Genomic DNA, 26,357 nt, shown 5'->3' with positions numbered 1-26,357 from the left:
CCGGCCAGCGCAGCATTGCCCGCCGCGTACGAGGTTAACCACTTTACAGCGGCCGCAGCAGCCGCTGCGCGTTTTGGTGCAGCGTTGTCAGGTAACTTTTTTCATTCGACGCCAGCAGCCTTTCCGGCGTCTGCGCCCGGCGCTGCTGCGCATGGATGGCCTGCGTCTGTCGGGGCGCAGCCCTGCCCATGATTCAGAAGGCGTTTTGTGGGACGGCCACAACCTGGCGGTTCAACAAAACAAACCCTGTTCCACAGTTGGTGAGTAAAAACGGTCACAGACCGGGCAACGGCATGGCAGACAGTAGGCGAAAAAAGGCCCGGCCACCGGGCCGGGACTTTTGTACTCAGGCAGGTAACTTAGCTAGTAAACCGTTCACCTTTTCGGTATCTTCAGGATGAAGTTTTAAATACCTTTCACATGCGAGTCGAACATACCGATAACAGGTTTCTTCACTGACAATCACGGTCTCCGCTTCAGAAGGAGGATAACCTACAGCAAACTCCACACCCTCAAAATGTTCACTTTCATCGAAGCTGTTCATGTCGGGAAAATTGCAATAGGCACCATCAGTGTTAAAACCAACTTGCCCAATAATATGTTCGATAACTTCCAGAAAATTCCTGCCAGATGACATGATATTGAAATAACCTACAACAACCTCATTGAGGCCGGAGTAAACATCTGACATCTCAAATAATTTTTTATCCATTTTCATTTATCCAATGCTTTAATTCGGATGGAAGTTCCGTACCGTACCCGTGGATTTATCAACATATATCCTGAAACTAACACCGCCTGCTATAACATTCGCTGTACCGTTCGGGCTATTCATCGCTTCTTTGAAACCATTAGCAGCAGCCTGCTGACCAAGATTCAGGATTTTTTCATCTGTAAATACCTTTGGATCGTATATGGTTTTAGTTTCCGGTGCTGCTTTATATTCACCAGTAAGGCTTCCATCCCTGTTCTTGGTTGGAACCAGATATTTAACCTCCGTAATACCATTAACGCCGGTCGGTGTTTCACTGACGATCTTCACGTTATACTCTTTAGCCGCATCATAAAATGCTGTGGCATTATGCCCACCTGAGATCCCATTTTTCTGCGTAAATCCATCGACTGTTGCCAAGTGTTTTGGCTGATCAATTTTGAAATTTATACCCGATGGATAAACCACAACTTTTTTAGCCAGCGTACTGAGTTTACTGGCAGCCGCAGCACCCAACACCGGCGTCATCGACGCCGCTACCATCTTCATCCCGTCGTAGGTTTCGATGTAGTTCTCAGCCGTCGCTTTATCCAGACCAAGCTGAATCATCGCATAGTTCACCATCGCATCTTTCACCTGCTGCTGATTCTGTGCATCAACGCTGGTGATATTCAGCAGGTCTACGATCTTACCGTAGGAGTCTGCATACTGCTGGCTGATCTTCGAGTTGTAGGGGCCGGTTTCGTACTCGCCTTTTACTGCGATAACTTCCAGTCTCGCACCGGCACAGGCTGCGCTTCCTGCGTTACCATTTCCGCAGGCATCCAGCACTTTCTGATCGCGGCTGATATCCAGCTCGTTCAGCTCATTGATCTTCTGCTGCGCCTGCTCACGCTCTGCCGGATCTTTGCTGTTCTGGAGTTTCTGCTTCGCCAGCTCCAGCTCGGTCTTCTCCGATACGTGCAGGTGATTCTGCTCAACCGCATTTTTTCCCGCCTGCGCCCCCGCCACCGCATCCGCCGTGCTGTCACCAACCACGCCGCCCGCCAGACCCGCCGCCAGCGTCCCCAGCGCACTTATCGTCTGCCGCTGCTCCTCAGACAGGTCATTACGCTTAACCCCCGGATACAACTGCTGCGCGATGTACTCGCCCATCACCGCGCCCGAGGCACCCGCCAGCGCCGCATTGCCCGACGCATACGAGGTTACCGCACCCAGCACCGCGTGCGCCATCAGGTTCGCTTCGGTATTAACCTTACCGTTCGCGTCCGTCGTCAGCTCGTGTATCTTTTCCGCCAGGTACGGTGCCGACGCGCCGCTTAACGCCTGCGCCACGTTCCCGCCCGACAGGCCCTGCACCGCCGCCGTCACCGCGCTGATGCCCTGCTGCAGCGACGAACCCGTGCCGAACGGCTTCATCGCCGTGTCGTAAGCCTGCTTCGCTATCTCATCTGCCGTCGGGTTCAGCTTCCCTTTTCCGGCCAGCTCTTCCCTCGCCGCCTGAAGCGCCGCCGGATCTCGCTGCGCCTTCAGTCCCGCTATCTCGCCCTGCGTCCGCGCGATATCTCCCGCCTGAGCCCCGATTTCCCCGATAAGCTGCGCCGCCTTCAGCCGGTTCTGCTCCTTCTCCTTGTCAAAGATGACGTCCAGCCCCGGATTCGCGTTCGCCACGTCGCGGCTGAGGTCCGCCACGTCCTGCGTCTGCTGTTCCTTATCGCGGATAACGATGGTGCCCTCACTCACCGCCGCCTTCGTGGTGGAGTCCGCGCTGCCGCTGTCGTTCAGCCCCGCCAGCATGCCGTTCGCCATGTTCCCGGCGAACTGACCGCCGATGCTGCCGCCGGTGCTCATGCCCGCGCTCTGATGCTCCACCTCATATTCCGCGTGGTTCTCAATATCGCCGAAGCCCAGCGTGCCGGTGTCGAGCCGGTTCTTATCGGCGGTAGCCGTTGAGCTGATGACCGCGCCGTTCAGCTGCGTATGCTCACCCACCGTGACGTCAAAGCCGCCCTTGCCCGCAAAAATCCCGGTCTGCTCGGCCACGCTCTGCCAGGTGCTGTGCATCTTATCCCGGCTCACGTTCACGTTCGCCGACCCGGTCATTGAGCCGAAGGTGAAGCTGCCGCCCGCGCTGGCGCTCTGCTGCTTACTGTCGTAGCGGTCGCTGTCCTGCTCCGAGGTCAGCGTCAGGTTGCGGCCCGCGTCCACCTTCACGCTCTCACCGTTTGCCTGCGCGCCCGTGAGCGTGATGTCGCGCCCGCTGGTCAGGCTGAGCCGGTTGCCCGCGTCCAGCGTGGTTTCGCTGTGCGTCAGCCCGTTGCCTTTTTCGCTGCCCTTCGCCGCGTTGATGCTCGCCGACACGCTGATGCCGTAGCCGCCTGAACCCACGCCGATGCCTACGCCGACGCTGCCGCCCTTGCTGCTGTTTTTCCCATCGGTGCTCTGCGTGTTCTGCGCCGACTGCAGCAGGATGTCCCGTGACGCATCAAGACCCAGGTCGCCGCCCGCCTTCAGCTGGCTGCCGGCGATGCTGATGTCGCCGCTCTGCGCCGTACCGTTTTTGCCGGTTGCCGTGACGGTCAGATTCCGGCCCGCCGTCAGCGTACTGCCCTTCGACTGACTGCTCTCGGTACGCGTTTCTCTTTTCGACGACTGACTGCCGTACGAGGCGCTGACGCCGATGGTGTTGGTCGAGCCCGCCTGATAGCCGTCCTGCCCCGGCTTCAGGTCGCCGGCGGCATTGTGTGCGTCCGCGGCGGCGGTGTTAAGCCCGTCCATCTGAGCTGCCTGCGCCGCCTGCACCCCGTTCAGCGCCGCCTGGGTGTTCTGCAGCGCGCTGACACGCCCGCCACCCGACTTCCTCGCCTGCTGCGCGCTGCTCACTGCCGTGTTGAGCGCGCTGCCTGCCGTGCCTGACAGGGCGATGCTCAGACCGCTCTGTTTCTGCTCGAAGGTTTCCTTACGGCTGCGTGAATCAAAGCCCGGGTCGATAGTTACGCTGTCGCCCGTCAGGTTCATGTCCTGACCTGCCACCAGGTCTGCGCCGCCGACGTGCAGCCGGTTGCCCGCCGTGATATCCACGCTGCCCTGGCTGCTGCCGATGGTGCTGACGCTCTGGCTCTGGGTGGTGCCTTTCTCATCAATTTCGTGCCGCGTGGACTGCTTGCCGATGGTGAAACCGATGCCACCGCTGCCCAGCAGCCCGCTTTTTTTCTTTTCTTTCAGCTGGTAGTGGCTGTCGGTCTCGGTTGCCGCGCCGATCTCCACGTCGCGTCCGGCCCGCAGACTGACGTCCTGGTCTGCGGCCACCGCCGAGCCGGTCACCGTCAGGTCGCGCCCGGCAATGACCGTGACACTTTCGCCGCTCAGCAGGCTGCCGTTCTCGCGCGTGCTGCCGTCCTGCGTAATAGTGTGGCTGCTGCTCTTTTTCAGGAAGCCTTTTCTCTCAGAACGTTCTTCACTAAAGTCAAACGCCCGTTCGGTGGCGGTATTGAGGGTCACATCCTGTTTCGCCTGCAGTGCAACGGCCCCCAGCTCACTGTGCAGAGTGCTGGCCGTGGCGGTGATGCTGCCGTCCTGCGCTACCACCGTGACGCCATCACGTCCACTGAGTGTGCTCCCCACCACGTTCTCACTCAGCATTTCCTCTGAGCGTTCACCTTTGGTTTTCCGGCCGCGACTTTTTTCTTCTGAGACGCGGTGCTCGCTGTCTGTCGTGTGGCTGAGGATGACATCCTTTTTCGCCTGCAGCGCAACAGCACCCTGTCCGCTGTGCAGCGTGCTGCCGGTGACCGTCACGTCACCCTCACGCCCGATGACCATTACGCCCTGCTCTCCGCCGAAGGTGCTTCCCATGCTGCCCTCACGAATCGTCTCCTCGTCACGATGACTGCGGGTATTACCCAGCCGCCTGTTCTCGCTGTCCAGGTCCTGCGTGCGGGTATGCGCGTCCTTGATGGTAACGTTCTGCGCGCTGATGCCAATGCGGCCCTCGGTACTATCAACCTGCGCGCCTTCGGCCTGCAGGTTATTACCCGCCACCAGCGTCACGCCCTGGTCACCGCTCAGGGTGCTGAGCACCAGGCGATCTTCCGTGCGGCTGTTGCTGACCGATGAAGTCCGGCTGCCAGCCTCAAGATGGGTGGCATTGGTGGTGGTTTCAGCGCCGATGTGAATGTCGCCGCCAGCCTGAACCCGGGCAGAGCCGGAGGCGCTGGCCTGGCTACCGGTCAGCGTCAGGTCACGCCCGGCCGAGAGCAGAAGATTGCCACCGGCGTTAAGCTCGCTGCCCTGCGCCTGCTGCCACTCGCCGCTGACCTGCGCCATGCGCCTGCCCGCTTCTTCTATGCCGCTGCTGGTGCGGTTACCCATCGCCCCGGAGATCACGTTCAGGCTGCCGCTGTGACTGCTTTTCGCGGCACCGATCTCAAGGTTGTTGTGCGCGCTCAGACTGAGGTTATTGGTGGCATTGAGTTTCGCGCCCTGCAGCCGGATATCGGTGCCGCTGAGGCTGATATCCTCAGCACTCATCGTCGCCTGACGCAGGGCATTCTGCAGATCGGTGCTGATCGTCAGCGTCTCCGCCTTCACATCAATGCTGCCCGCCTTGATATCGCCACCCAGGTGCTGAAACTGCCCGCTGTCGATGGAGAGCGCCTGGTCCGCAAAGAGGTTACCGGCATTAGTCACGCTGTCTGCCGAGAGCTGCAGATTACCGCCGCCAATCACCGCGCCCGCGCCAGTCAGGCGCAGCGTGGTCTGTGCCAGATAAACTTTCGGCACCCACACCGTCTGAGGGCCGTCTGCCGTATCAACCGTTTCGCTGACCAGCCAGACGATATCCTGTTGCAGCGCCGCAATCTGCTGCGGCGTCAACGCCACGCCCGGCACCAGATGGAAATCCTGCGCCACTTTAGAGCCGTTGTTCATTAGCTCCTGATACTGCGCCATCGCATCCCAGCCGTTAACGGAAGGCCTGCCGGTCAGTTTCAGGACCTGCTCGCGAACCAGACGCTGCTCATAAAAACCGTCGCCCAGGCGTTTATGCACCTGTGACGGGTCGTAACCCACCCGTTCAAGCAGATAGTCGCTGCTGATAAATTTGCTCTTGCTGGTAAAACGCTCGTCAGTCACGATCAGATACGGGCTGCCCGCCGCGGTATGCTGGCTGAACAGACCATTATTGGGGATGGTTGTGGCGACTTTCTCCAGCTGTTGTAGCGCCGTCAGGGCCAGTTCAGCCGGTAACAGTGGGCGACCCGTTGTGTTATTACCCGTCGTAAGTTCTGTGTCGCCGTCATGGCGGGCGACCCCGTCCACGGCAAATGCCAGTGGGTTACGTTCATACTCAGCGCGCTCAGCGTCCACTGCCTGCAGCGCCGCTTCAAGCTGGCTTATCTGCGCCTGATTAACGGTGGTATTGCTGATGCTGGTCCCGTTAATGCTGACGTTGCCGTTGCCGGTAATGATGCCGTCAACGGTTGCCAGGGCGGTGGTCTCATCGGAATTGAAGGTTGGATACCAGTGGTGGGTATCTTTATCCATATGATCGACAATCACTTCCTGGCGTCGCTCATTGACCGAGTAACCCCGGTTATCAATGCTGCCACCGCCATCCAGTGTCAGATTGCCGTTAGCCGTGATCACGCTGGCATCGTTGAATAACGCTCCGGTGATGCGCAGGATCATGTTGCCGTCCGCCAGAATACGGGCACCCATGCCTTCGCTGACCAGCCGATCACGCGTTATGGTGCCAGCTGCAGTTCGTTCACGGAAATTGTTGTAATCAGTAACGAACGGCGCATTGTCGATGTCGATATGTTTTTCGGGATCCCATTGCTCCAGACGTCCACGATCATGTTCACGCCACACCGTATTTTGATAGGGAGTCGGTACGTTATTTTGCCGGAATCCGCGGGTTTCATAGAACGTCATGGCATACGTGCCATCGGCGCTGGGGTTCAGCGCCAGATAGTTAACCCAAAGATCGGTCAATACGCCCTGATTGTTCATGACACGAACCTGGGCGCGTTTGCCCGCAGCGTCAATTGCCAGCAGGGTGCCGTAAGGATTGCTCTGCGCCGCTGACTCATCCTGGAAAGTCAGTTGCTGGGTCGTTGACGCCATGGTGCTGAGATCGGTGCTCACTGCTGAGCCATAAGATCGCCAGTAGTAGTTATAACGATGCCACTTGTAGTCGCTGGTCTCAGCGTTGCGCTCTATCACCAGCCCTTCGCGCAGGTTATTGAGCCGCCGCGCCTCCAGCGTCATATCACCATCCGCTTCAACAAAGCTCGCCCGGTTCTCGATCAGGTCATCGCTATGCAATGACAGGCGATTGCCGCTATAGAGCAGCGCGCCATCTGTGTTGCTCAGCCGCTCGCTGGCCTGCAGGGTCAGGCTTTGAGTTGCCGCGATGACCGCAGGCTGTCCATGGTTGTCGATCACCCGGGAACGCACGGTGACTTCATCACCCATCAACGCGGCACGGTTATCCAGCGAGTCGACATTCAGCGTCAGGTCGTCGGCTTCAAGACGCCCGCTGTTCAGCAGCGCACCGGTCGTGAGCTGAACGGTTTTGCCCACCAGCATCGCCGGGTTGGTTATGCCTGCCGCATTCAGCACCAGATTACCCGGCAGCAGCCAGTCCACCAGGTTAGTAAACGCCCCGCTCAGAGAGACAGTCACCGTGCCGTTACTGCTGATGGTTTCGCTCGCCTGGCGGGTGTAGTCCTGTTGCGCGCTCAGCCTCAGAGCTTGCAGGCCCAGCAGCGTGCCGCCCTGATTATCGAAAGAGTGTGCATGGATGTTTAATGCGCCAGCACTCTCCAGCCGTCCGCTCTGATTGAGCAGCACCAGCGGTGAATCAGTCGGTGAGAGATCACCATTGAGGGTGAGATCGTCATTCGCCAGCACCCGTCCCTGACGGTTGTCCAGCTGTGCAACACCGCGCAGCCTGAGCGTTCCGGCGCTCTGCAGCCGTCCGGCGCTGTTATCGATATCTCGGGCAGTAATGTCGCTGTAGGTGGTGCCGAGTAACAGTCCGCCGTCGCGGTTGATAAGGCGATCGGCCTGCAGTGAGAGCCCCGCCTGACTGCTGATCACACCCTGGGTACGGTTATCGATCGCCGTGGCGTTCAGCACTAAATCCTGGGTGGCCACCAACTGGCCGCTCTGATTGTTCAGTTGTGCGGCTTCAAGGGTCAGCGCCGCGCCGCTGTGGACTTTGCCCTGCTGGTTGTTGAGCGTGCCGACGTGATAACTTCCCGCGCCCTGGCTAATCAGTGTGCCGCTGGCATTCTCCAGCTGCCCGGTGGTCAGATTAATCGCTTCACGGCTGCTGAACACGCCCTGACGGTTGTTGATCGCTGCGGCATTGATCTGCTGCCCGCCATTACTGCGTACCGCGCCGCCCTTGTTATCAAACTGCCCTGACAGCTGAAGTGTCAGCTGTTGCTGGCTGTCGATATTGCCGCCTGTGTTGTTCAGCGTCTGCGCATCCAGCTGGAACGCTTCGCCGCTCTGGATCTTACCGGCCTGGTTATGCACATCCCCGGCCAGATTCAGCTTCAACTGCCGCTGACTGTAGAGCAGACCGCCCTGGGTGTTATCGAGTCGCGCAGCGGTAATAGTCAGCCCCTCACCAGCCAGCCACTGGCCATCCGCATTGTTAATGTTACCGGTGCGGCTGCCTTCGGTCTGACCCTGAACGGTAAGCTGCTGCTGAGCAGAGACTTTACCGGCCAGGTTGTTGATATCCTGCGCAATGCGTAACGCCATGCCAGCAGCCGATTGCAACACGCCGCTGGCGTTACTAAGCCAGTTCGCCGAGAGTTCAGCCTGCTGCTGACTTTGTACGCTGCCCGCCGTGTTATCGAAACCGGCAGTCGTGGCAGTCCAGCTTCCCTGGCTGCCCATCCAGCCCTGCGTATTGCTCATCTCCTGCGCCTGAAGCGTCTGGCTTAACCGGCTGAAGATGCGGCCATTGCTGTTATCCAGACGACCAGCAACCTGCATATCCAGCGTATCCAGCGCATTGATCGCGCCCTGAGCATTCAACAGATTTGCGGCGCTGGCCTGCGTGCGGCCATTACCGGTCAGGGTGCCACCCTGATTGTCCCAGTCGCCCGCCAGGTTCAGCGTCAGTGCCTGCTGGCTGAGAATCTGCCCTGACTGGCGATTGTTCAGTGCGCCGCCCTGCAGCAGCAGATCGCCGCCGCTTTGCAGCGATCCGCCATCGTTATCAAATAGCGTCGCTGCGGTGCCATGGACCGCGAGGGCATTTTTCGCCGTGAGTTTGCCGCTCTGGTTGAGGATATCGCCACGGCTGGTCAGCTCCAGATCACCGCCAGACTGCAACCGGCCGCTGGCGTTATTGAGCTGATCTGCGGCCGCCGTGACCCGCTCACCGCCCTGTGCCGTTCCGTCGCGGTTCTGCCAGAGTCCGCCGCTGTTGAGTGAGAGATGATGACCCGCTTCGATCCAGCCATCGCTGTTATCCAGGCCCTGTAGTGTCGTCAGATCAAGATCGCCCTGGCTGACGATTTCACCCTGCGCATTATTCAGATGCTGTGCGGTCAGCGACAGCTGACCACCGTTCAGCGTGCCAGCGTGATTATCGAGATCACCGCCCGCGCTGAGCGTCAGCGCATCACCGGCCAGCAGCTTACCCTGACTGTTGTTTACAGCCGTGCTGGCATTAATAGCCAGCGATGCCTTGGTTTTGACGGTGCCGCCCTGGTTAGTCAGGCTGCCTGTCTCAAGCGTCAGATCGCCGTTGTTACCCAGCTCACCCGCGGTATTGTCGAGCAGACCGTCAATCCGCCATTTTTGGGCGGCGTTGTCGAGTGCGACCATGCGTCCACGCTGGTTATTGAGCGAGGCGGCCCGGAAGCTGAGTTGCCGGCTCTCAATCGCTCCGTCGCTGTTATCCAGCCCACCACTCAACGTGAAGCGGCTCTCGCCACTTCCGGTCTGCGACCATCCGGCCTGCTGGCTGAACAGGCTGCGTCCATCGATCTGCCAGCGCCCGGCACTAATCTGCGCCTGCTGCGCCTCGATATCACCTGCCGTGTTAATCACCAGCTCCGTGCCATTAATCACCGCCTGCCGCACGGCAACTCCACCCTCCTGAGCCGTCAGCGTTGCGCGGCTGGCGGCGACCTGAGCGCCACTGAGATCGACCCGGCGTCCGCGTGCGCTGACCTCTTTTTTGCTCAGCAGGCTGCCACTGGCACGAATGGTATCCTGGCTCTCCAGCTGCAGATTAGCTTCCTGCACAACCTGGCTACTGGCATCGCTGCCTGCCAGCAGGTGTCCGCTGCTCTGGATGCTGCGGGCCGCCGTCAGCCGTACATCACCTGCCGCCGCCAGGGTGCCGGACTGAGTGATTCCGCCTTCGCGGCTCCCGACCGTCAGCTGACCACCACTGTGAAGTTTGCCCTGGTAGTCAATATCCTCTCTGGCCGCCAGGCTGATGTCGCCTCCGGCCTGCGTCACGCCATCCTGCGCCGCCGACTGCCAGACAAGCTTACCTTCGCTGCTCACCACCAGCGTTTTGCCCGCCTGCACCTGAGCGTTCTGATTTCGCACGCCGACGCCCGCTTCGGTGCCAATCATGCGGATCTGGCCGCTGTACATGCCGCCCATCTGCCCCATGTCGATCGCCAGTTCAGGTCTGGCGCTGCCGTCATCAGCCAGCGGTGTGACCGTCTGTGCGTCTGCGCTTACGCGATTGCGACCGGCCACCACCGCCAGCTCTTTTTTGGCCCAGACGCCCGCATTGATCTCCACCGCGCGGGCCAGTATGTCAACATACTCAGTATCATGACGGGGATCGCCGTTGAGTCCGCCGCCTTCAATGCGCACCACGCCGCGTTCGACCTGATAACCCGCCAGACTGCCGTCAGCGTTGAGCTGTGGTTTGCCGGTGGTCAGCGTCATCCGTCCGGCGTTGATGGTGCCGCATCCGTTACAGACAATCCCGGCCGGGTTGGCAACGATCACCTGCGCCCGTCCGCCCGCCACTTCCATATAACCGCGCAGCTGGCTGGGATTATTGCTGTTTACTTCGTTGATGATCACCCGCGCCGCTGGGGTGTCTGGGTTGAGATTCGGGTTGCCCTGAATCATTCCGGCCAGTTGTGTTGAGGTCATCACTGCGGAGTTATTCAGGATGGCGCCGTTCTGCGCGACATCGAATTGCTGATACTGGTTATGCGAGATACCCGCCTGATTGGGGGCGGTGATATTAACCTGCGGAAGCCCATTCTGGGTGGCGATGACGTCCGGCCGCTGTCCTGGCGTAGCATTGCTATCCGCCACAATGCCGTTCGCCATTGCAGGCCCGGCAAACAGGGCCATTCCCAGCAGCCACGCCGCGCGGCGTAAAGTGACCCAGAGACGCGGCGTGCCGTTGCCACGGCTCTGACCGGGCTCCGTGCTGCAACTGCGGGCAAGTTCTGACACCACCCGGAGTTCCCCATGGGTGCGGCTGAAGATAATGCGATAGCAATGTTTATTCATGGGTCACATCCATGTGAAAGTCACTCAGTTCAGATAGCGGGATCGCCCGCTTTAGTGGTCAGATTTCCAGGTTAACGCTGAAACCCGCCGTCGCGCCTGATGTATGAAATCCCGCGGGTTTATAGAGCGGAATGCCCGCAAACAGGTCGTAGCTGAAGCGCCCCCAGAGCGCGCCGCGTACGCCTATTGCACTGCCTGCCAGTTGATGTCCGACCAGGTCGCGAGTCGCAGGTCCGCTTACCCGGCCATAATCGGCAGCCAGATAGAGCTCATGTCCGCGCGAGAAAAGATTCCAGCCAATTTCGTTGCGCCACAGCAGTCCTTTTTCCCCCGACAACATCTGTTCACCGTCGAAGCCGCGTACCGTATAACGGCCGGCAATCGCCATGCGCTCCTGTGGCGTCAGGGCATTCGGACTCCATTGGCCCCGCACACTGCTGTAGACCCGCCAGGGCTGCTCGCCCACAGCGAAAGGATGGTTGATGCCGAGGTCGCCCAGCAATATGCCGGTACGCGCGCTGCCCTGATGACGCGACTCTTCTGGTGCAGGAAGCGCATTAAACGCCCCGGTACCGCGCCGCCAGGCGATACTGGCGTCCAGCGTGCTGCTGCCCAGATAGCTATGCTGATTCAGGCCCAGTTCCCAGCCCGCGGTGCGCCGCTTTTGCTGCACAATGTCGATATCGTTGACGGCGTTGGTGGAGTGTTTGCGGTAGCCACGCAGATTAAGCGTGGTTTTGTTCGACTGATCGCGGTAGAGCAACCGGGAGACCGTGAGCTGGAAATTATCGCTCTTGCCGCTGTAGCGCAGCACCTCATTGGCATTGGGGATGTTCTGGTGATAGGTGTAGTCGTTGTAGTTGGCGGAAACGGCCCAGTAGCCTATCGGGAAAAAGTAATTCAGGGTGTGCGAGCGGTTACCGAACGGCCCATGCTCAAACAGATTTTTGCCAATATTGGCGTAAAACAGATCGTTCTGCGCAAAGGGCGCATCCACTGCGAGGGTGGCGGAACCGAGGTAGCGCCCGGTACTTCTGGAGCCGCTGTCATCCAGTCCCAGACTGAGCCGCACCGGTCTGCCTTCGCGCCAGTTGACCTGCAGATCGCTGGTGGCTTCCTGCTCGCCCGGCACGATTTTAATGTCGGCACTGGCACTGGGCACCCGCTTGAAGTTTTCCAGCCCCTGCTCAATATCCCGCAGATTTAATATCTCGCCCGATGACGCCGGAATCGCATTCCACAGCCGTCCACGCCAGGAAACCGGTTCATCAAAACGGATCCTGCTGATACGGCCCGGCTGTAACGTCAGCGTTAATACGCCTTTGGTCAGATCCTGCTCCTGTGCCATGACGCGGGTGGTGACATAGCCTTTGGCGAGAATTGCATTCTGCACTTTGTTAATGACCAGCACGATGCCCTGTCCGCCCAGGCAGCGGCCGGTGGCATCCGCGGCGGCGTCGAGCGCCCACTGAAAACGGCTGGCTTCATCGCCAGTCAGGACGATCTGATTGATGGTAAAGCAGGGCTGCTCACTGGCAGGATAACCGGGCAGACGACTATCAGGACGGGGAAGATGTTCATTCGCCTGCGGCGCATTCTGCTGTTGCAGCACGCGCTCGCGCGTCTGCTGACGCAGTTGCTCGCGGGCATCAATCGCCTGGCCTTCTTCACGGAGGTTATCGGCTGGCGGAGCTGCCATCACCGGGAAAGCAGAGCAGAGCAGCGCGCCTGCCACCATGGCGAGCAGACGCACTGGCGGATGACAGAGCGATAAACAAATCCTTTTCATGAAAATTCCATTTCACTAAATGTAACCGGGTGTAAATTCTGGCGAATTATCCATCAGGTGAGGGGAAAAACAAGAGGGCTGGCTATTTTTAGGGCGGTTTCTTAACCACCGGATTGATGAAAAACTTTAGAGTATGACCGAAGAAAAATTAACAATTAACCTTTTGATATATAGACATAATATTTATAACCTGGCGCATCACAACAGCCGATTCCTGATGACCGGCAATGGCAGTTTGAGCACTTTAGCGTATTCATTTGCACCCTAAAAAATGGCCGCTATAGCGGTCACACTCAGGTATGAGTCGAAGACATCAGGCCAAAAAATCCCATAAAAAAAGGGACGATTGCTCGTCCCTTTTTCGCACAACAAATAGCATTACTGCAGCAGCGAGATATCCGCGACCTGCAGGAACAGCTCACGCAGTTTTGACAGCAGTGTCAGGCGATTAACCCGCACCGCCTGATCGTCGGCGTTAACCATCACTTTATCGAAGAAGTTGTCTACCGCAGTACGCAGCTGTGCCAGTTCGACCAGCGCATCCTGATAACGACCTTCAGCGAAGTAAGGCTGCAGCTTGCTGCTCAGCGCAGTGACAAAGGTCGCCAGCTGGATCTCTTCATTCTCTTTCAGCAGCGACGCCTGCACGCTCTCATTCAGCGTTTCAGTCGATTTTGCCAGAATGTTAGAGACGCGCTTGTTCGCCGCCGCCAGTGCTGCGGCTGCTTCCAGCGTACGGAAGTGCGACACCGCTTTCATGCGTGCATCAAAGTCAGCCGGACGGGTCGGACGACGCGCCAGAACCGCCTGCAGCGTGTCGATGCTGTGACCCTCTTCCTGATACCAGGCGCGGAAGCGACCCAGCATAAAGTCGATCACATCATCCACCACGCGGGCGTTGCTCAGCTTGCTGCCATACAGGCGCACCGCTTCTTCGGTCAGAGTCTGCAGGTCGAGCGGCAGGTTCTTCTCAACGATGATACGCAGCACGCCCAGCGCCGCACGACGCAGTGCGAACGGGTCTTTGTCGCCTTTTGGATGCTGACCAATGCCGAAAATACCGGCCAGCGTATCCATTTTATCGGCAATCGCCAGTGCACAGGCGACAGGGCTGGACGGCAGATCGTCACCGGCAAAGCGCGGCTGATACTGCTCATTCAGCGCCACCGCCACATCTTCAGCTTCGCCGTCGTGACGCGCATAGTGCATGCCCATCACGCCCTGGGTGTCGGTGAACTCGAAGACCATGTTGGTCATCAGGTCACACTTCGACAGCAGGCCCGCGCGGGTGGCGTGATTCACATCTGCGCCAATTTCACCGGCAATCCAGCCCGCGAGGGCCTGAATGCGATCGGTTTTATCGCGCAGCGTGCCCAGCTCTTTCTGGAACAGCACCGTCTCCAGACGCGGCAGGTGATCTTCCAGACGCTTTTTGCGGTCGGTATTAAAGAAGAACTCCGCATCGGCCAGGCGTGGACGTACCACTTTTTCGTTGCCGGAGATAATCTGGCGCGGATCGCTGGATTCGATGTTGGTGACGAAAATGAAGTTCGGCATCAGGTTGCCGTCATTGTCATACACCGGGAAATACTTCTGGTCGCCTTTCATGGTGTAGACCAGCGCTTCCGCAGGTACCTTGAGGAATTTCTCTTCAAAGGTCGCGGTCAGGACCACCGGCCACTCCACCAGCGATGTTACCTCTTCCAGCAGGCTGTCGCTGATATCAGCGTTGCCGCCTAAACGGCGTGCTGCTGCTTCAGCATCGGCTTTAATCATCGCTTTGCGGACCTGATAGTCGGCAATGACCTGGCCGCGTTTTTCCAGCACATCAGGGTACTGATCGGCGTTGTCGAGCGTGATTTCGCTTTCACCCATAAAGCGGTGACCACGAATAACCCGATCTGACTTAATGCCCAGAATGGTGCCTGGGATCAGCTCATCGCCCAGCAGCATCGTCACGGTGTGAACCGGACGAACGAACTGCACATCGCTGTTGCCCCAGCGCATCAGTTTTGGCACCGGCAGCTTGCTGAGCGCGGTAGCGATCATTGCGGGCAGCAGCGCCTGGGCCGCTTCGCCTTTGACCTGAGCACGATAAACCAGCCATTCGCCTTTATCGGTGGCGAGACGTTCAGCCTGATCGACGGTAATGCCGTTGCCACGCGCCCAGCCTTCAGCGGCTTTGGTCGCGTTGCCGTCAGCGTCAAACGCAGCAGAGATCGCCGGTCCGCGCTTCTCTACTTCCCGATCGGGTTGTGAGGCGCTCAGGTTTGCGACTTTCAGCGCCAGACGACGCGGCGCAGCAAACCAGCTGACCTCGCCGTGGCTCAGGTTAGCGGCATCCAGTTCAGCAGTGACCTGCGCGGCAAAGGCTTCTGCCAGGCTGCGCAGGGCTTTTGGTGGCAGCTCTTCGGTGCCGATCTCCACCAGGAAGGTTTGTTCAGTCATGGCTGCCTCTTACTTTTTGTTATTGCACATCGGGAAGCCCATTGCCTCGCGAGAGGCGTAGTAAGCTTCAGCCACGGCTTTGGTCAGGGTACGAATGCGCAGAATATAGCGCTGACGCTCTGTTACCGAGATCGCTTTGCGGGCATCCAGCAGGTTGAAGCTGTGTGCCGCTTTAAGAATGCGTTCGTAGGCGGGCAGTGGCAGCGGTTTTTCCAGCGCCAGCAGATGCTGCGCCTCTTTCTCATACTGCTCGAAGCAGGTAAAGAGGAAATCAACGTCGGCGTATTCGAAGTTATAGGTGGATTGCTCCACTTCATTCTGATGGAACACGTCGCCGTAGGTGGTTTTGCCCAGCGGACCGTCGCTCCACACCAGATCGTAAACGCTGTCGACGCCCTGGATGTACATCGCCAGACGCTCCAGACCGTAGGTGATCTCGCCGGTCACCGGCTTACACTCCATGCCACCAACCTGCTGGAAGTAGGTGAACTGCGTCACTTCCATGCCGTTGAGCCACACTTCCCAGCCGAGTCCCCAGGCACCCAGCGTCGGGTTTTCCCAGTTATCTTCCACGAAGCGAATGTCATGCACCGTCGGGTCCATACCCAGCTCTTTCAGCGAGCCAAGATAGAGCTCCTGAATGTTATCCGGTGAGGGTTTGATGATCACCTGGAACTGGTAATAGTGTTGCAGGCGGTTCGGGTTTTCACCGTAGCGGCCATCGGTAGGACGGCGTGATGGCTGCACGTAAGCGGCGGCGATCGGCTCCGGGCCGAGTGCGCGCAGGCAGGTCATCGGGTGTGAAGTGCCAGCGCCCACTTCCATGTCCAGCGGTTGGACAATGGTGCAGCCCTGACGCGCCCAGTAATCCTGCAAGGTCAGGATCAGCCCCTGAAAGGTTTTGGTATCAAACTTTTGCATGTTGAGTGTGCACGCGCTTCGGTTAGATTAAAAAAAGAGGCCGACAGTATACCCTTTGACCGCGCGATGTGCAGCCGTAAATCCCAGGCGCTACCGGCGCGTTTTCGCGGTGATTCAGGGCGCTGGCATACAGATGGCTCCGAATCCTGCTGGCAGCAGTTGTTGCTCTGGTCGCATTTGGCTACCCTTTTGCGCACGGACGCGATGCGCAAGAGGATGCCATGCCGCAAAAGATTTACTGGATCGATAATTTACGCGCGGTTGCCTGCCTGATGGTGATCGTGATTCATACCACCACCTGGTATATCACCGGGCCGATGGCGGTGACTGGCATCACCTGGGATGCGGCTAATCTGCTGAACTCAGCATCACGCGTCTGTGTTCCGCTGTTCTTTATGATCTCCGGCTATCTGTTTTTTGGCGAACGCAGCGCCCAGCCGCGCCATATGCTCCGGCTGGTGCTCTGTCTGTTGTTCTACAGCGCGGTATCGCTGGCCTATATCACCTGGCTGACCCCCATCAGCGAAGGGCGATCAATCCTGAAGATGCTGCAGAAGCCGGTGTTTTATCACCTGTGGTTCTTCTTTGCGCTGATCGGCATCTATCTGCTGTCGCCCCTGATCCAGGTAAAAACCGTGCAGGCGCGCTACGTGGCGCTGCTGGTGCTGGTGCTGGCGGTGCTCGCCAATCCCAATACGGTCAGCCAGTCGTTGGGGCCGTTTCACTTTCTGCCGGTTAATCTCTATGTCAGCGGTGACAGTATCTACTACCTGCTCTATGCGCTGCTGGGACGGGCTATCGGCACGATGGAGACGACCCGGCGCGGCCTGACGCCGCTGGCTGCCGGGCTGTTTATCGCCTGTGTGATTGGCATTACGTTAGGGACGAAACAGGCGCTGATCGTTAACGGGGCGTTTAATGACACCTGGTATCTCTACTGCGGACCGCTGGTGTTTATCGCCGCGATCAGCCTGCTCATCGTGTTTAAAAACAGCCTGAACCAGCGCACGCTGCCGGGTTTAACGGTGATTGCGCGCTATTCACTGCCGATCTACGGCTTTCATGCGCTGTTCATTCACTACCTGCGTACACATCATTACGATGATATGTCGCGTCCGTGGCTCGACCTGCCCTGGGTGTTCGGGCTGACGCTGGGCGGCAGCCTGCTGCTGGGTATGGCATTGAAACGCGTCGATACCCGTCACTTTGTCAGCTGATTGGCTTCACGCTGGCGGGCGCGCCGTAGCTGGCGCGCCGATGAAAACCCCGCCGCCAGCGCCGCTTTTTCGGCAGATTCACCCTGCTGCTGACGCTGGCGTGCCACGCCAACCCGCAACTGCTCATGGTATTCACGCACGCTAATCCCCAGATGCTGGCGAAACAGCCGCGCCAGATGGCGGCTGCTGACATGCGTGCGTCCGGCCAGCTCGGTCAGGGTCCAACCGTGCTCAGGATGGGCAATCATCAGATCCTGCGCCCGGTGAATGGCCGGATGCATGTGGTTGCGGTAACGCAGCCACGGCGAAAGTTGCGGATCGTCACCGGCACGGCGGAACCAGACCACCATCTCCCGCGCTACCGCCAGCGCGGTTTGCGTATCACAGAGCTGATTAATCAGATGCAGCGCCAGATCGATTCCCGCCGTGATGCCTGCGCTGGTCCAGATATTCTCATGCCCGACAAACACCCGGTTCTCCTGCACCCGTGCGCGCGGGGCCGCGGCTTTCAGACGGGCAATCACATCATGATGGGTGGTGCAGAGCACGTCATCCAGCATGCCTGCCTGCGCCGCCAGCAGCGCTCCCGAGCAGACGCAGACCAGCATAAAGGTCTGCGCGCGCAGCGCGCCGTGCTGGCGCATCAGCCAGTCGCGAGCCTCTCCGGCCTGCGGCGTGGCGTAACAGAGCTGCGAGTCATAGACGCCAGGCACCACCAGCAGACTCCCGGCGGGCAACTGATCAGGTAACGGTTCGATGCCGCCAATGGTCATGCCGGTGGAGCAGACCACCTCCGGCTGCGGGCCGATGTAGCGCAGCGTAAAGTGATCGCCCGCCAGCTTCAGCGTCTCGGCCGGTCCGGTGAGATCCAGCGCCATCACGCCGGGCAGGGTTAAAAACCAGACGGTGTGTGTCATGCTGGCCCGCGCTACACCAGATCCCAGCCGCGGGCGCGCCACAGCGCAGGCAGTTGCGCCATATCGTCGAAGCGCGTCACCAGCGGATGATCCAGTTCAGGGTTGTGCGGGTCAGCGCAGTAGTAGTAGACCGGAATGCCGGCGGCGATACCGGCGCGGGCGCCCGCTTCGGAGTCATCCACCAGAATGCAGCGCTCAATAGGTACCTGCATCTGTTCCGCCGCGTGGTACATCAGTTCCGGATCAGGCTTCCAGTGCAGAATGTCATAGCCACTGTAGAGGTGCTCCGCAAATAGCGGCAGCATGCCGGTTAAGCCCAGCGAGTGCTGCATCTTTTTTACCGTCCCGTTTGAAACCACGCACATCGGTACCTTGATCTGCTCAACCAGCGCTTTCGCGCCCGGGATGGGCTGCAGTTGCTGATCAAACAGCCGCGCGACCTCTGCGCGATAAGCAGTCTCCACCTCTTCCATCGGCAGCGTCACCTGATGCGCGTCGCCGACGTCACGAATAATGTCGTAGAGTTTGACGCCCTTATACTTTTCAAACATCTGCTGCAGCGACAGTTCCAGGCCGTAACGGGCAAAGGTGTTGACGTAGGCCTGGGTACAGAGCAACTCACTGTCCACCAGCGTGCCATCGCAATCAAAAAAGACGCATTCTACTGACATCAGACTCTATCCTTCGATTCAGGGGTGTGCTCCACACTCTACCGCACTCAGCGCAGATTGCGAGACTGGCAATCGGTTGCGAAAAATCATTGTATTGCCCCGGTAAAATCGCCAGGATACGCGCCGATGATTTTTTCTTCTGGATGGATGGCATGAGCAAGCAAGGCGTTTTGCAGCGCATCTTCAGGCTGCAGGAACATGGCACCACGGTGCGCACCGAAGTGATCGCGGGTATCACCACCTTTCTGACGATGGTCTACATCGTCTTCGTCAATCCGCAGATCCTCGGCGTCGCCGGCATGGATACCCAGGCGGTGTTTGTGACCACCTGTCTGATTGCCGCTTTCGGCAGCATTCTGATGGGACTGTTTGCCAATCTGCCGGTGGCGCTGGCGCCGGCAATGGGGCTGAACGCCTTTTTCGCCTTTGTGGTGGTCGGGGCGATGGGCTATTCGTGGCAGGTGGGTATGGGCGCGATCTTCTGGGGTGCGGTCGGCCTGCTGATCCTGACGCTGCTGCGGGTTCGCTACTGGATGATTGCCAATATCCCGCTGAGCCTGCGCGTCGGCATTACCGCCGGTATCGGCCTGTTTATCGCCATGATGGGGCTGAAGAATGCCGGTATTATCGTGCCGAATCCCGATACCCTGGTGGCCGTGGGGAACCTGACCTCGCACAGCGTACTGCTGGGCGCGCTGGGCTTCTTTATCATCGCTATTCTGGCATCACGCAATATCCACGCGGCAGTGCTGATCTCGATGGTGGTTACCACTGCTATCGGCTGGATGCTGGGCGACGTGAAGTTTGTCGGCCTGTTTTCTGCGCCGCCTTCCATTACTTCTGTGGTCGGCCAGGTGGATATCAAAGGCGCCTTCAACATCGGTATGGCAGGCGTAATCTTCTCCTTTATGCTGGTCAATCTGTTCGACTCCTCCGGCACGCTGATCGGCGTCACCGACAAAGCGGGACTGACCGATGAAACCGGCACTTTCCCGCGCATGCAGCAGGCGCTCTATGTCGACAGCATCAGTTCAGTGAGTGGCGCGCTGGCGGGCACCTCATCCGTGACCGCCTATATCGAAAGCACCTCGGGCGTGGCGATTGGTGGCCGTACCGGCCTGATGGCCGTGGTCACCGGCCTGCTGTTCCTGCTGGTGACCTTCCTGTCACCGCTGGCCGCGATGGTGCCATCCTACGCCGCTGCGGGCGCGCTGATTTACGTTGGGGTGTTAATGACCGCCAGCCTGTCGCGCGTACGCTGGGATGATTTGACCGAAGCCGTTCCGGCGTTTGTGACCGCCGCCATGATGCCCTTCAGCTTTTCCATCACCGAAGGCATTGCGCTGGGATTCATCGCTTACTGCGTCATGAAGCTGGGTACTGGCCGCTGGCGTGAAATCAGCCCCTGCGTAGTGATTGTTGCTCTGCTGTTTGTGCTGAAGATTGTTTTTGTAGACGCGCACTAAGCGCATTCAGGGCCGCAACCTCCGGGTTGCGGCTTTTTACATTTCAGGATGCAGGCTGCGCTCGCTGGGCAGGCTGGTCAGCCGCAGAGCATGAGGCCCGATGTTGGGCTTACCCATCTCTATTTCGCGTAATGCGTGCCACTGAAAGGCGTTATCCATCTCCCACAGATGCAGACGCTGAGTCGCAGACGACAGCGCACACGACCAGACCAGCATGGGCTCCGCATCGCACACCACCTGAATATCGGGATAGAGTGAAGATCGCAGCCGACCCGCACCGGGCAACAGGCGCAGCGAATCCAGTCCCCGATCGCCCTCTCCCGTCAGCTTGAGAATGCTCTGGCGTAATGTCCAGATCTGCGTCACCGCCTCCATGGCATCCTGCTGGGCATTGATCCAGGCGATCTCGCCCGAGGTTAATCCCTGAATCAGCTGCTCCTGAGTCTGACGGCTTCTGGCATGCACAATCTCCATATCCAGACCGGCACGTCCACCCTCTTCGGCCAGCAGCACACCCACCGTATTGCCCGCATAGGCGATGCTGAAATCGGGCAGATCGCTGTCAGCAAAAACGGGGCGTCCGTTGCTCTGGATAAGCAGGCGCGGCAGCTCACTAATGCCATAAACCCGTAGCATCAGTTGTGCCAGCAGGGTACGGGCGGCAAGAAATCGCCCACGGCGTTTGTCAGCAAACTGCTGTGCCGTGTCGGTGATAGCCTGGGGAATGCGTAAATCATTAGCCGGGAAGCCGGGATCGCCCGTCCAGCGTACAAAATGACCAGCCATCTGTCGCTCCGTGAAAATGGTCAGATAATCATCAGAAGCATTGTAGGAATTTTCTTACCTTAATGCACCTGGCAACGCACAGATTGGGGTAAATTCGGATTAGGATGAGCAGAGTGAGCTGAGTTGCGGGGATCGACCAGAGATAAGCGTCGCGATTCGAATCGCGACGCGGGCAGCATCAGGCGAAACGGCTCGCCTGCTCAAAGCTCAGTCGCGGCAGGCGCGGATGCAGTTTTGATGCATCACCGTAGCCGAGGTTAATCAGCAGGTTAACCTGATACTGACCGTCGGGGAAAAAGGCGTCATTGACTTTGGCCGGATCAAACCCGGACATCGGACCGGCATCCAGACCCAGCGAACGCGCCGCCAGAATCAGGTAGCCCGCCTGCAGGCTGCTGTTACGGAAAGCGGTCTCTTTTGCCGCCTCGGGACTGCCGGTAAACCAGCTGCGCGCATCAGCATGCGGGAACAGGGCGGGCAGCTGCTCATAGAACTCGCGGTCCCAGGCCACAATCACCGTGACCGGCGCGCTCATGGTTTTTTCCAGATTGCCGGAAGAGAGTGCCGGTTTCAGCTTCTCTTTGCCTTCCGCCGAGGTCACGAAAACAAATCGCGCAGGCGAGCAGTTCGCCGAGGTCGGGCCCAGTGCCGTTAAAGCATAGAGCTGCTCCAGCAGGGCGTTATCGACGGGCTTAGCCTGCCAGTAACTGTGGGTGCGGGCGTCATTAAACAGCGTGTCCAGTGCGGCAGTGTCGAGCGGTGTACTCATGCAACTCTCCTGTTTCAGGCGAAAAAGTTCGCCCAACGGTGTTCACGTAGTGGGTTTGCGTCCGGTCCGGCGCGGCGGGATGAGGCGGGGATTATTCACCGCAATCCGTCGCCGCACGTCAGATCGGCGCTTCAACCGTTATACGGCAATGCCGTGCCGCCGCAAAATAACATATCAGCAAGAATCAACACAGAAGCGGGAATAACAGGGGAGCAGCGTGGCAGGAAATCTGGCCTGACAGCAGGACGCTATCAGGCCAGCACGGTTATTTACCGATACAGAAGCTGGAGAAGATGCGACCCAGCAGATCGTCAGAAGTGAACTCGCCGGTGATCTCGCTTAACGCCTGTTGGGCAAGACGCAACTCTTCCGCCAGTAACTCTCCGGCCCAGGCACCGAGCAGCTGCGCTTTACCCTGCTGTAAGTGCGTTGCCGCCAGCTCCAGCGCCTGCAGATGACGGCGACGCGCCAGGAAGCCGCCTTCCATATTGCCGGCGAAGCCCATGCTCTGCTTCAGGTGATCGCGCAGCTCGTCCACGCCCGCGCTGGTGCGTGCCGACAGACGAATCAGTGAGTGACCATTTACTTCTGTCAGACCGAGAGACTCCCCGGTAACATCCGCCTTGTTGCGGACCACGGTAATCGGCAGTTCCGGCGGCAGACGAGAGACGAAATCGGGCCAGATAGCCGCCGCTTCGGTGGCATCGGTCGTCGTGCCGTCCACCATAAACAGCACGCGGTCAGCCTGTTCGATCTCCTGCCAGGCGCGCTCAATCCCGATGCGCTCCACTTCGTCGCTGGCTTCACGCAGACCGGCGGTGTCGATGATATGCAGCGGCATGCCATCAATATGAATATGCTCACGCAGTACGTCACGGGTGGTGCCTGCGATGTCCGTGACGATGGCGGCGTCACGGCCTGCCAGCGCATTCAGCAGGCTCGATTTGCCCGCATTAGGCCGGCCCGCAATCACCACTTTCATCCCTTCACGCAGCAGGCTGCCCTGACGCGCTTCGGCACGGACGGCATCCAGATCGCCGATCACCGTATTCAGCTGCGCTTCGATTCTGCCGTCAGAGAGGAAATCGATCTCCTCATCCGGGAAGTCGATAGCGGCTTCGACATAGATCCGCAGGTGAGTGAGTGCTTCCACAAGATGATTGATACGGGTGGAGAAAACGCCCTGCAGGGAGTTCACGGCCGAACGCGCCGCCTGCTCAGAGCTGGCATCAATCAGGTCAGCAATCGCTTCGGCCTGCGCCAGATCGAGCTTGTCATTCAGAAACGCACGCTCTGAAAACTCACCCGGCTGAGCGATACGCACGCCAGGCAGCGCCACGATGCGCTTCAGCAGCAGATCGAGGATCACCGGGCCGCCGTGGCCCTGCAGCTCCAGCACATCTTCACCAGTAAAGGAGTTAGGACCAGGAAACCACAGCGCAATGCCCTGATCCAGCACGCGGCCATCGCTATCGGTGAACGGCAGATAATCGGCGTAACGCGGCTTAGGCAGTTTGCCCAGTAGCTGGCGGGCGACCTCTGCCGCCTGCGCGCCAGAGACGCGCAGAATGCCTACGCCGCCGCGTCCGGGCGGCGTCGCCTGGGCAACAATGGTATCGCTGTGGCTCATAAATTTTCTCTCGCTACAAAAAACACAGGCGGTCGCTTTGACCGCCTGAGAATAGACTATTTTAGGGCGGGATTGCTCCCGCTCTGGATCGCTTACGCTTTCTTCTTGTCGCGGCTATGCAGACCACGTTTTTCCAGGCCGCGATAAATCAGCTGCTGCTGGAGAATGGTGACCAGGTTGCTGACGATGTAGTACAGCACCAGACCTGACGGGAACCACAGGAAGAACACGGTGAAAATCACCGGCATGTACGTCATGATCTTCTGCTGCATCGGATCGGTCACGGTGGTCGGTGACATCTTCTGAATGAAGAACATGGTGATGCCCATCAGAATCGGCAGGATGTAGTACGGGTCCTGCGCTGACAGGTCATGGATCCACAGAATAAATGGCGCATGACGCAGTTCAACCGAGCCTGACAGCATGTAGTAAAGCGCCAGGAAGATTGGCATCTGAATCACCAGCGGCAGACAGCCACCCAGCGGATTCACTTTCTCTGCTTTATACAGCGCCATCATTTCCTGGCTCTGCTTCTGCTTGTCATCACCCAGACGCTCACGCATCGCCTGAATTTTCGGCTGCAGCATGCGCATCTTCGCCATCGAGGTGTACTGCGCTTTGGTCAGCGGGTACATGATGCCGCGCACGATGAAGGTGATCACGATAATGGAGAAGCCCCAGTTACCGATGAAGCTGTGGATAAATTTCAGCAGTTTGAACAGCGGCTGAGAGATAAACCACAACCAGCCGTAATCCACGGTCAAATCAAGGTGCGGCGCAATCGCTGCCATCTTGTCCTGAATTTCCGGGCCGACCCACAGCGTTGCACCCAGATTCTGCTGTGCGCCCGCGGCAATGGTGACCGGTGCAGATTTATAGCCAATCGCCGCCACGCCATTACCCAGGTTGCTGGTGTAAAGGGTGTTGGTGCCTTCAGTACGCGGAACCCAGGCTGTTGCAAAGTACTGCTGCAGCATCGCAACCCAGCCATTGCTGGTGGTGGCGTTCAGGTTCTCGTTATCCGCGATGGTGTCGAATTTATACTTCTCATATTTCGACTCGCTGGTAGAGTAGGCCGCGCCACGGAAGGTGTGCAGAGCAAAGTTGTTGCTGCCGGTATCACGATGCTTAGGCAGATCGATGGTCTGCTTCAGCTGGCCAAACAGCGACACTTCCAGCGGCTGCTGGGTGGTGTTGTTGACATGATAATCGACATTAACGGCATATTCGCCACGCTTGAAGATGAAGGTTTTGGTGTAAACCACGCCATTTTCAGCGGTGTAGGTCATCGGCACACGCAGTTCGGACTGGCCATCAGCCATCTCGAAGTGATCCTGCGCAGCGTTGAACAGCGGACGCGCGCCGTTGTTCGGGTTATCCGGGCCATTACGACCGGTCAAACCACTCTGTGCCTGATAAAGGAACGCTGGCGTTGTTTCAAGCAGCTGGAACGGCTGGTTAGAACCCAGTTTGTCCGGGAAAGTCAGCAGCTGTGCTTGTTCAACATCACCGCCTCGGGTGTTGATATTCAATGACAGGACATCAGTCTTAACGGTGATCGTCTGGCCCTGACCGCTGGCCGGTACACCCTGACTGGCGGTATCACCCGCTACGCTGTTTGTGCCTTGTGTGGTCTGCGTCTGCTGTGGCTGCGGAGCGTGGTCCGTCTGCCAGGCTTGCCAGATCATAAAGGTCACGAACAGAAAAGCGATGAGAAAGAGATTGCGTTGCGAATCCATCGTTAATGTTCTCTGGTATCAAAGGTTTTTGGCGGCACAGGATCGTCACCACCCGGGTTCAAGGGGTGGCATTTTAATACGCGTTTTAATGTCAACCAACTGCCTTTTATCAGGCCGAACCTGCGTAATGCCTCAATTCCGTAATGAGAGCAGGTCGGGTGAAACCGACAGTGTGGTCCCAGTAATGGACTGATGCCGCGTTGATAGACGCGTATCAGGACGATCAGGAGCCGCGCGCCAGGCGACAGTGACGACGCCATAATTTCTCCAACGCTTCCGCCAGCATACGGTTATCCAGATCGGCAACCCCCTTCTTCGCGACCACCACGAAGTCCATCGACGGCAGTTCATGTTGACGCAGACGAAAGCTTTCGCGGGTCAATCGCTTGATCCGGTTGCGTTCATGAGCGCGTTTCACATGTTTTTTAGCGACGGTGAGACCGATGCGGGGATGCCCCAGCGCGTTAAGGCGGCCGAGAATAGTAATTTGCGGCGTGCCAGCCCGTTGTGGCTGCTGGAAGACGAAAGTGAAATGAGTGGGAGTTAACAAACGTAACTCCCTGGGAAATGCGAGCTTACCCATCAGGGCTTGCTTTATTACTTAGAAACGGTCAGACGAGAACGGCCTTTAGCACGACGACGTGCCAGAACCTGACGACCATTTTTTGTTGCCATACGAGCACGGAAACCGTGTGAACGGTTGCGCTTCAGTACGGACGGTTGAAAAGTGCGTTTCATGGCGGTTTCTACCTAAACTTGAAAATTTTC

The 26,357-nt window shown here is 58.5% G+C and carries 16 protein-coding genes and 1 pseudogene; 2 read left to right on the top strand and 15 right to left on the bottom strand.

Annotated elements, in window-relative coordinates; genetic code table 11:
• Nucleotides 1-46: 46 nt before the first annotated feature.
• From PAG01S_RS22780 to glyQ, 6 genes and pseudogenes are all read right to left on the bottom strand, one after another.
• Nucleotides 47-169, bottom strand: a pseudogene (locus PAG01S_RS22780) (DNA primase); the annotation flags it as partial.
• 177 nt (nt 170-346) lie between these two features.
• A complete protein-coding gene (gene cdiI / locus PAG01S_RS16810; protein ID WP_323169304.1) occupies nt 347-718 on the bottom strand; it encodes a ribonuclease toxin immunity protein CdiI in 372 nt (123 codons plus the stop codon).
• A gap of 12 nt (nt 719-730) precedes the next feature.
• A complete protein-coding gene (locus PAG01S_RS22525; RefSeq protein WP_081114161.1) occupies nt 731-11,236 on the bottom strand; it encodes a hemagglutinin repeat-containing protein in 10,506 nt (3,501 codons plus the stop codon).
• 58 nt (nt 11,237-11,294) lie between these two features.
• Entirely contained in the window at nt 11,295-13,025 is a 1,731-nt protein-coding gene (locus tag PAG01S_RS16800) for a ShlB/FhaC/HecB family hemolysin secretion/activation protein (protein ID WP_062759437.1), read from the bottom strand.
• A gap of 378 nt (nt 13,026-13,403) precedes the next feature.
• Nucleotides 13,404-15,473 carry a glycine--tRNA ligase subunit beta gene (gene glyS, locus PAG01S_RS16795; protein WP_010258943.1) on the bottom strand — a complete coding sequence of 690 codons (2,070 nt, stop codon included), beginning with the start codon at nt 15,471-15,473 and terminating at the stop codon, nt 13,404-13,406.
• 9 nt (nt 15,474-15,482) lie between these two features.
• Nucleotides 15,483-16,394: a glycine--tRNA ligase subunit alpha gene (gene glyQ / locus PAG01S_RS16790; protein ID WP_010258942.1), complete on the bottom strand. Its 912-nt coding sequence runs from the start codon at nt 16,392-16,394 to the stop codon at nt 15,483-15,485.
• 221 nt (nt 16,395-16,615) lie between these two features.
• Between glyQ and PAG01S_RS16785 the strand changes: the two genes are divergently transcribed.
• Nucleotides 16,616-17,611 carry an acyltransferase gene (locus PAG01S_RS16785; protein WP_010671618.1) on the top strand — a complete coding sequence of 332 codons (996 nt, stop codon included), beginning with the start codon at nt 16,616-16,618 and terminating at the stop codon, nt 17,609-17,611.
• Here PAG01S_RS16785 and PAG01S_RS16780 read toward each other — a convergent pair.
• Both PAG01S_RS16780 and yieH read right to left on the bottom strand, forming a co-directional pair.
• Nucleotides 17,596-18,528 (bottom strand): GlxA family transcriptional regulator, encoded by a 933-nt coding sequence (locus PAG01S_RS16780; RefSeq protein ID WP_062759436.1) that lies wholly within the window; start codon nt 18,526-18,528, stop codon nt 17,596-17,598. The genes PAG01S_RS16785 and PAG01S_RS16780 overlap by 16 nt on opposite strands.
• A gap of 11 nt (nt 18,529-18,539) precedes the next feature.
• Nucleotides 18,540-19,199 carry a 6-phosphogluconate phosphatase gene (yieH, locus tag PAG01S_RS16775; RefSeq protein ID WP_010258939.1) on the bottom strand — a complete coding sequence of 220 codons (660 nt, stop codon included), beginning with the start codon at nt 19,197-19,199 and terminating at the stop codon, nt 18,540-18,542.
• 152 nt (nt 19,200-19,351) lie between these two features.
• Here yieH and PAG01S_RS16770 point away from each other — a divergent pair, with 152 nt between their 5' ends.
• A complete protein-coding gene (locus tag PAG01S_RS16770; RefSeq protein WP_010258938.1) occupies nt 19,352-20,665 on the top strand; it encodes an NCS2 family permease in 1,314 nt (437 codons plus the stop codon).
• A 36-nt stretch (nt 20,666-20,701) separates the two neighbouring features.
• Here the strand turns inward: PAG01S_RS16770 and PAG01S_RS16765 are convergent, their stop codons facing one another.
• The 7 genes from PAG01S_RS16765 to rpmH all read right to left on the bottom strand — a co-directional run bounded on the left by PAG01S_RS16765 (nt 20,702) and on the right by rpmH (nt 26,327).
• Nucleotides 20,702-21,451 (bottom strand): 4'-phosphopantetheinyl transferase family protein, encoded by a 750-nt coding sequence (locus tag PAG01S_RS16765; RefSeq protein ID WP_062759435.1) that lies wholly within the window; start codon nt 21,449-21,451, stop codon nt 20,702-20,704.
• 178 nt (nt 21,452-21,629) lie between these two features.
• Nucleotides 21,630-22,220 carry a malonic semialdehyde reductase gene (locus PAG01S_RS16760; RefSeq protein ID WP_010258936.1) on the bottom strand — a complete coding sequence of 197 codons (591 nt, stop codon included), beginning with the start codon at nt 22,218-22,220 and terminating at the stop codon, nt 21,630-21,632.
• A 265-nt stretch (nt 22,221-22,485) separates the two neighbouring features.
• Nucleotides 22,486-23,850: a tRNA uridine-5-carboxymethylaminomethyl(34) synthesis GTPase MnmE gene (gene mnmE, locus PAG01S_RS16755; RefSeq protein WP_010258935.1), complete on the bottom strand. Its 1,365-nt coding sequence runs from the start codon at nt 23,848-23,850 to the stop codon at nt 22,486-22,488.
• A gap of 92 nt (nt 23,851-23,942) precedes the next feature.
• Entirely contained in the window at nt 23,943-25,589 is a 1,647-nt protein-coding gene (gene yidC / locus PAG01S_RS16750; RefSeq protein ID WP_010258933.1) for a membrane protein insertase YidC, read from the bottom strand.
• 2 nt (nt 25,590-25,591) lie between these two features.
• A complete protein-coding gene (yidD, locus tag PAG01S_RS21890) occupies nt 25,592-25,849 on the bottom strand; it encodes a membrane protein insertion efficiency factor YidD (protein ID WP_008926397.1) in 258 nt (85 codons plus the stop codon).
• Nucleotides 25,813-26,172, bottom strand: coding sequence for a ribonuclease P protein component (gene rnpA, locus PAG01S_RS16745; protein WP_008926396.1), 360 nt, complete (start codon nt 26,170-26,172; stop codon nt 25,813-25,815). The genes yidD and rnpA overlap by 37 nt, the downstream gene beginning before the upstream one ends.
• A gap of 14 nt (nt 26,173-26,186) precedes the next feature.
• Entirely contained in the window at nt 26,187-26,327 is a 141-nt protein-coding gene (gene rpmH / locus PAG01S_RS21885) for a 50S ribosomal protein L34 (RefSeq protein WP_003849659.1), read from the bottom strand.
• Nucleotides 26,328-26,357: the final 30 nt, after the last annotated feature.

Origin of the sequence: Pantoea agglomerans NBRC 102470 (assembly GCF_001598475.1) — a bacterium.
GTDB lineage: Bacteria > Pseudomonadota > Gammaproteobacteria > Enterobacterales > Enterobacteriaceae > Pantoea > Pantoea agglomerans.
The sequence above is the reverse complement of the archived record's forward strand: the minus strand, read 5'-3'. Positions and strand labels throughout refer to the sequence as shown.

Excerpts from the sequence above, each read along its gene's own strand:
- cdiI (WP_323169304.1), bottom strand. The coding sequence starts at position 718 with ATGAAAATGGATAAAAAATTATTTGAGATGTCAGATGTTTACTCCGGC.
- PAG01S_RS22525 (WP_081114161.1), bottom strand. The coding sequence starts at position 11,236 with ATGAATAAACATTGCTATCGCATTATCTTCAGCCGCACCCATGGGGAA.
- PAG01S_RS16800 (WP_062759437.1), bottom strand. The coding sequence starts at position 13,025 with ATGAAAAGGATTTGTTTATCGCTCTGTCATCCGCCAGTGCGTCTGCTC.
- glyS (WP_010258943.1), bottom strand. The coding sequence starts at position 15,473 with ATGACTGAACAAACCTTCCTGGTGGAGATCGGCACCGAAGAGCTGCCA.
- glyQ (WP_010258942.1), bottom strand. The coding sequence starts at position 16,394 with ATGCAAAAGTTTGATACCAAAACCTTTCAGGGGCTGATCCTGACCTTG.
- PAG01S_RS16785 (WP_010671618.1), top strand. The coding sequence starts at position 16,616 with ATGCCGCAAAAGATTTACTGGATCGATAATTTACGCGCGGTTGCCTGC.
- PAG01S_RS16780 (WP_062759436.1), bottom strand. The coding sequence starts at position 18,528 with ATGACACACACCGTCTGGTTTTTAACCCTGCCCGGCGTGATGGCGCTG.
- yieH (WP_010258939.1), bottom strand. The coding sequence starts at position 19,199 with ATGTCAGTAGAATGCGTCTTTTTTGATTGCGATGGCACGCTGGTGGAC.
- PAG01S_RS16770 (WP_010258938.1), top strand. The coding sequence starts at position 19,352 with ATGAGCAAGCAAGGCGTTTTGCAGCGCATCTTCAGGCTGCAGGAACAT.
- PAG01S_RS16765 (WP_062759435.1), bottom strand. The coding sequence starts at position 21,451 with ATGGCTGGTCATTTTGTACGCTGGACGGGCGATCCCGGCTTCCCGGCT.
- PAG01S_RS16760 (WP_010258936.1), bottom strand. The coding sequence starts at position 22,220 with ATGAGTACACCGCTCGACACTGCCGCACTGGACACGCTGTTTAATGAC.
- mnmE (WP_010258935.1), bottom strand. The coding sequence starts at position 23,850 with ATGAGCCACAGCGATACCATTGTTGCCCAGGCGACGCCGCCCGGACGC.
- yidC (WP_010258933.1), bottom strand. The coding sequence starts at position 25,589 with ATGGATTCGCAACGCAATCTCTTTCTCATCGCTTTTCTGTTCGTGACC.
- yidD (WP_008926397.1), bottom strand. The coding sequence starts at position 25,849 with ATGGCGTCGTCACTGTCGCCTGGCGCGCGGCTCCTGATCGTCCTGATA.
- rnpA (WP_008926396.1), bottom strand. The coding sequence starts at position 26,172 with ATGGGTAAGCTCGCATTTCCCAGGGAGTTACGTTTGTTAACTCCCACT.
- rpmH (WP_003849659.1), bottom strand. The coding sequence starts at position 26,327 with ATGAAACGCACTTTTCAACCGTCCGTACTGAAGCGCAACCGTTCACAC.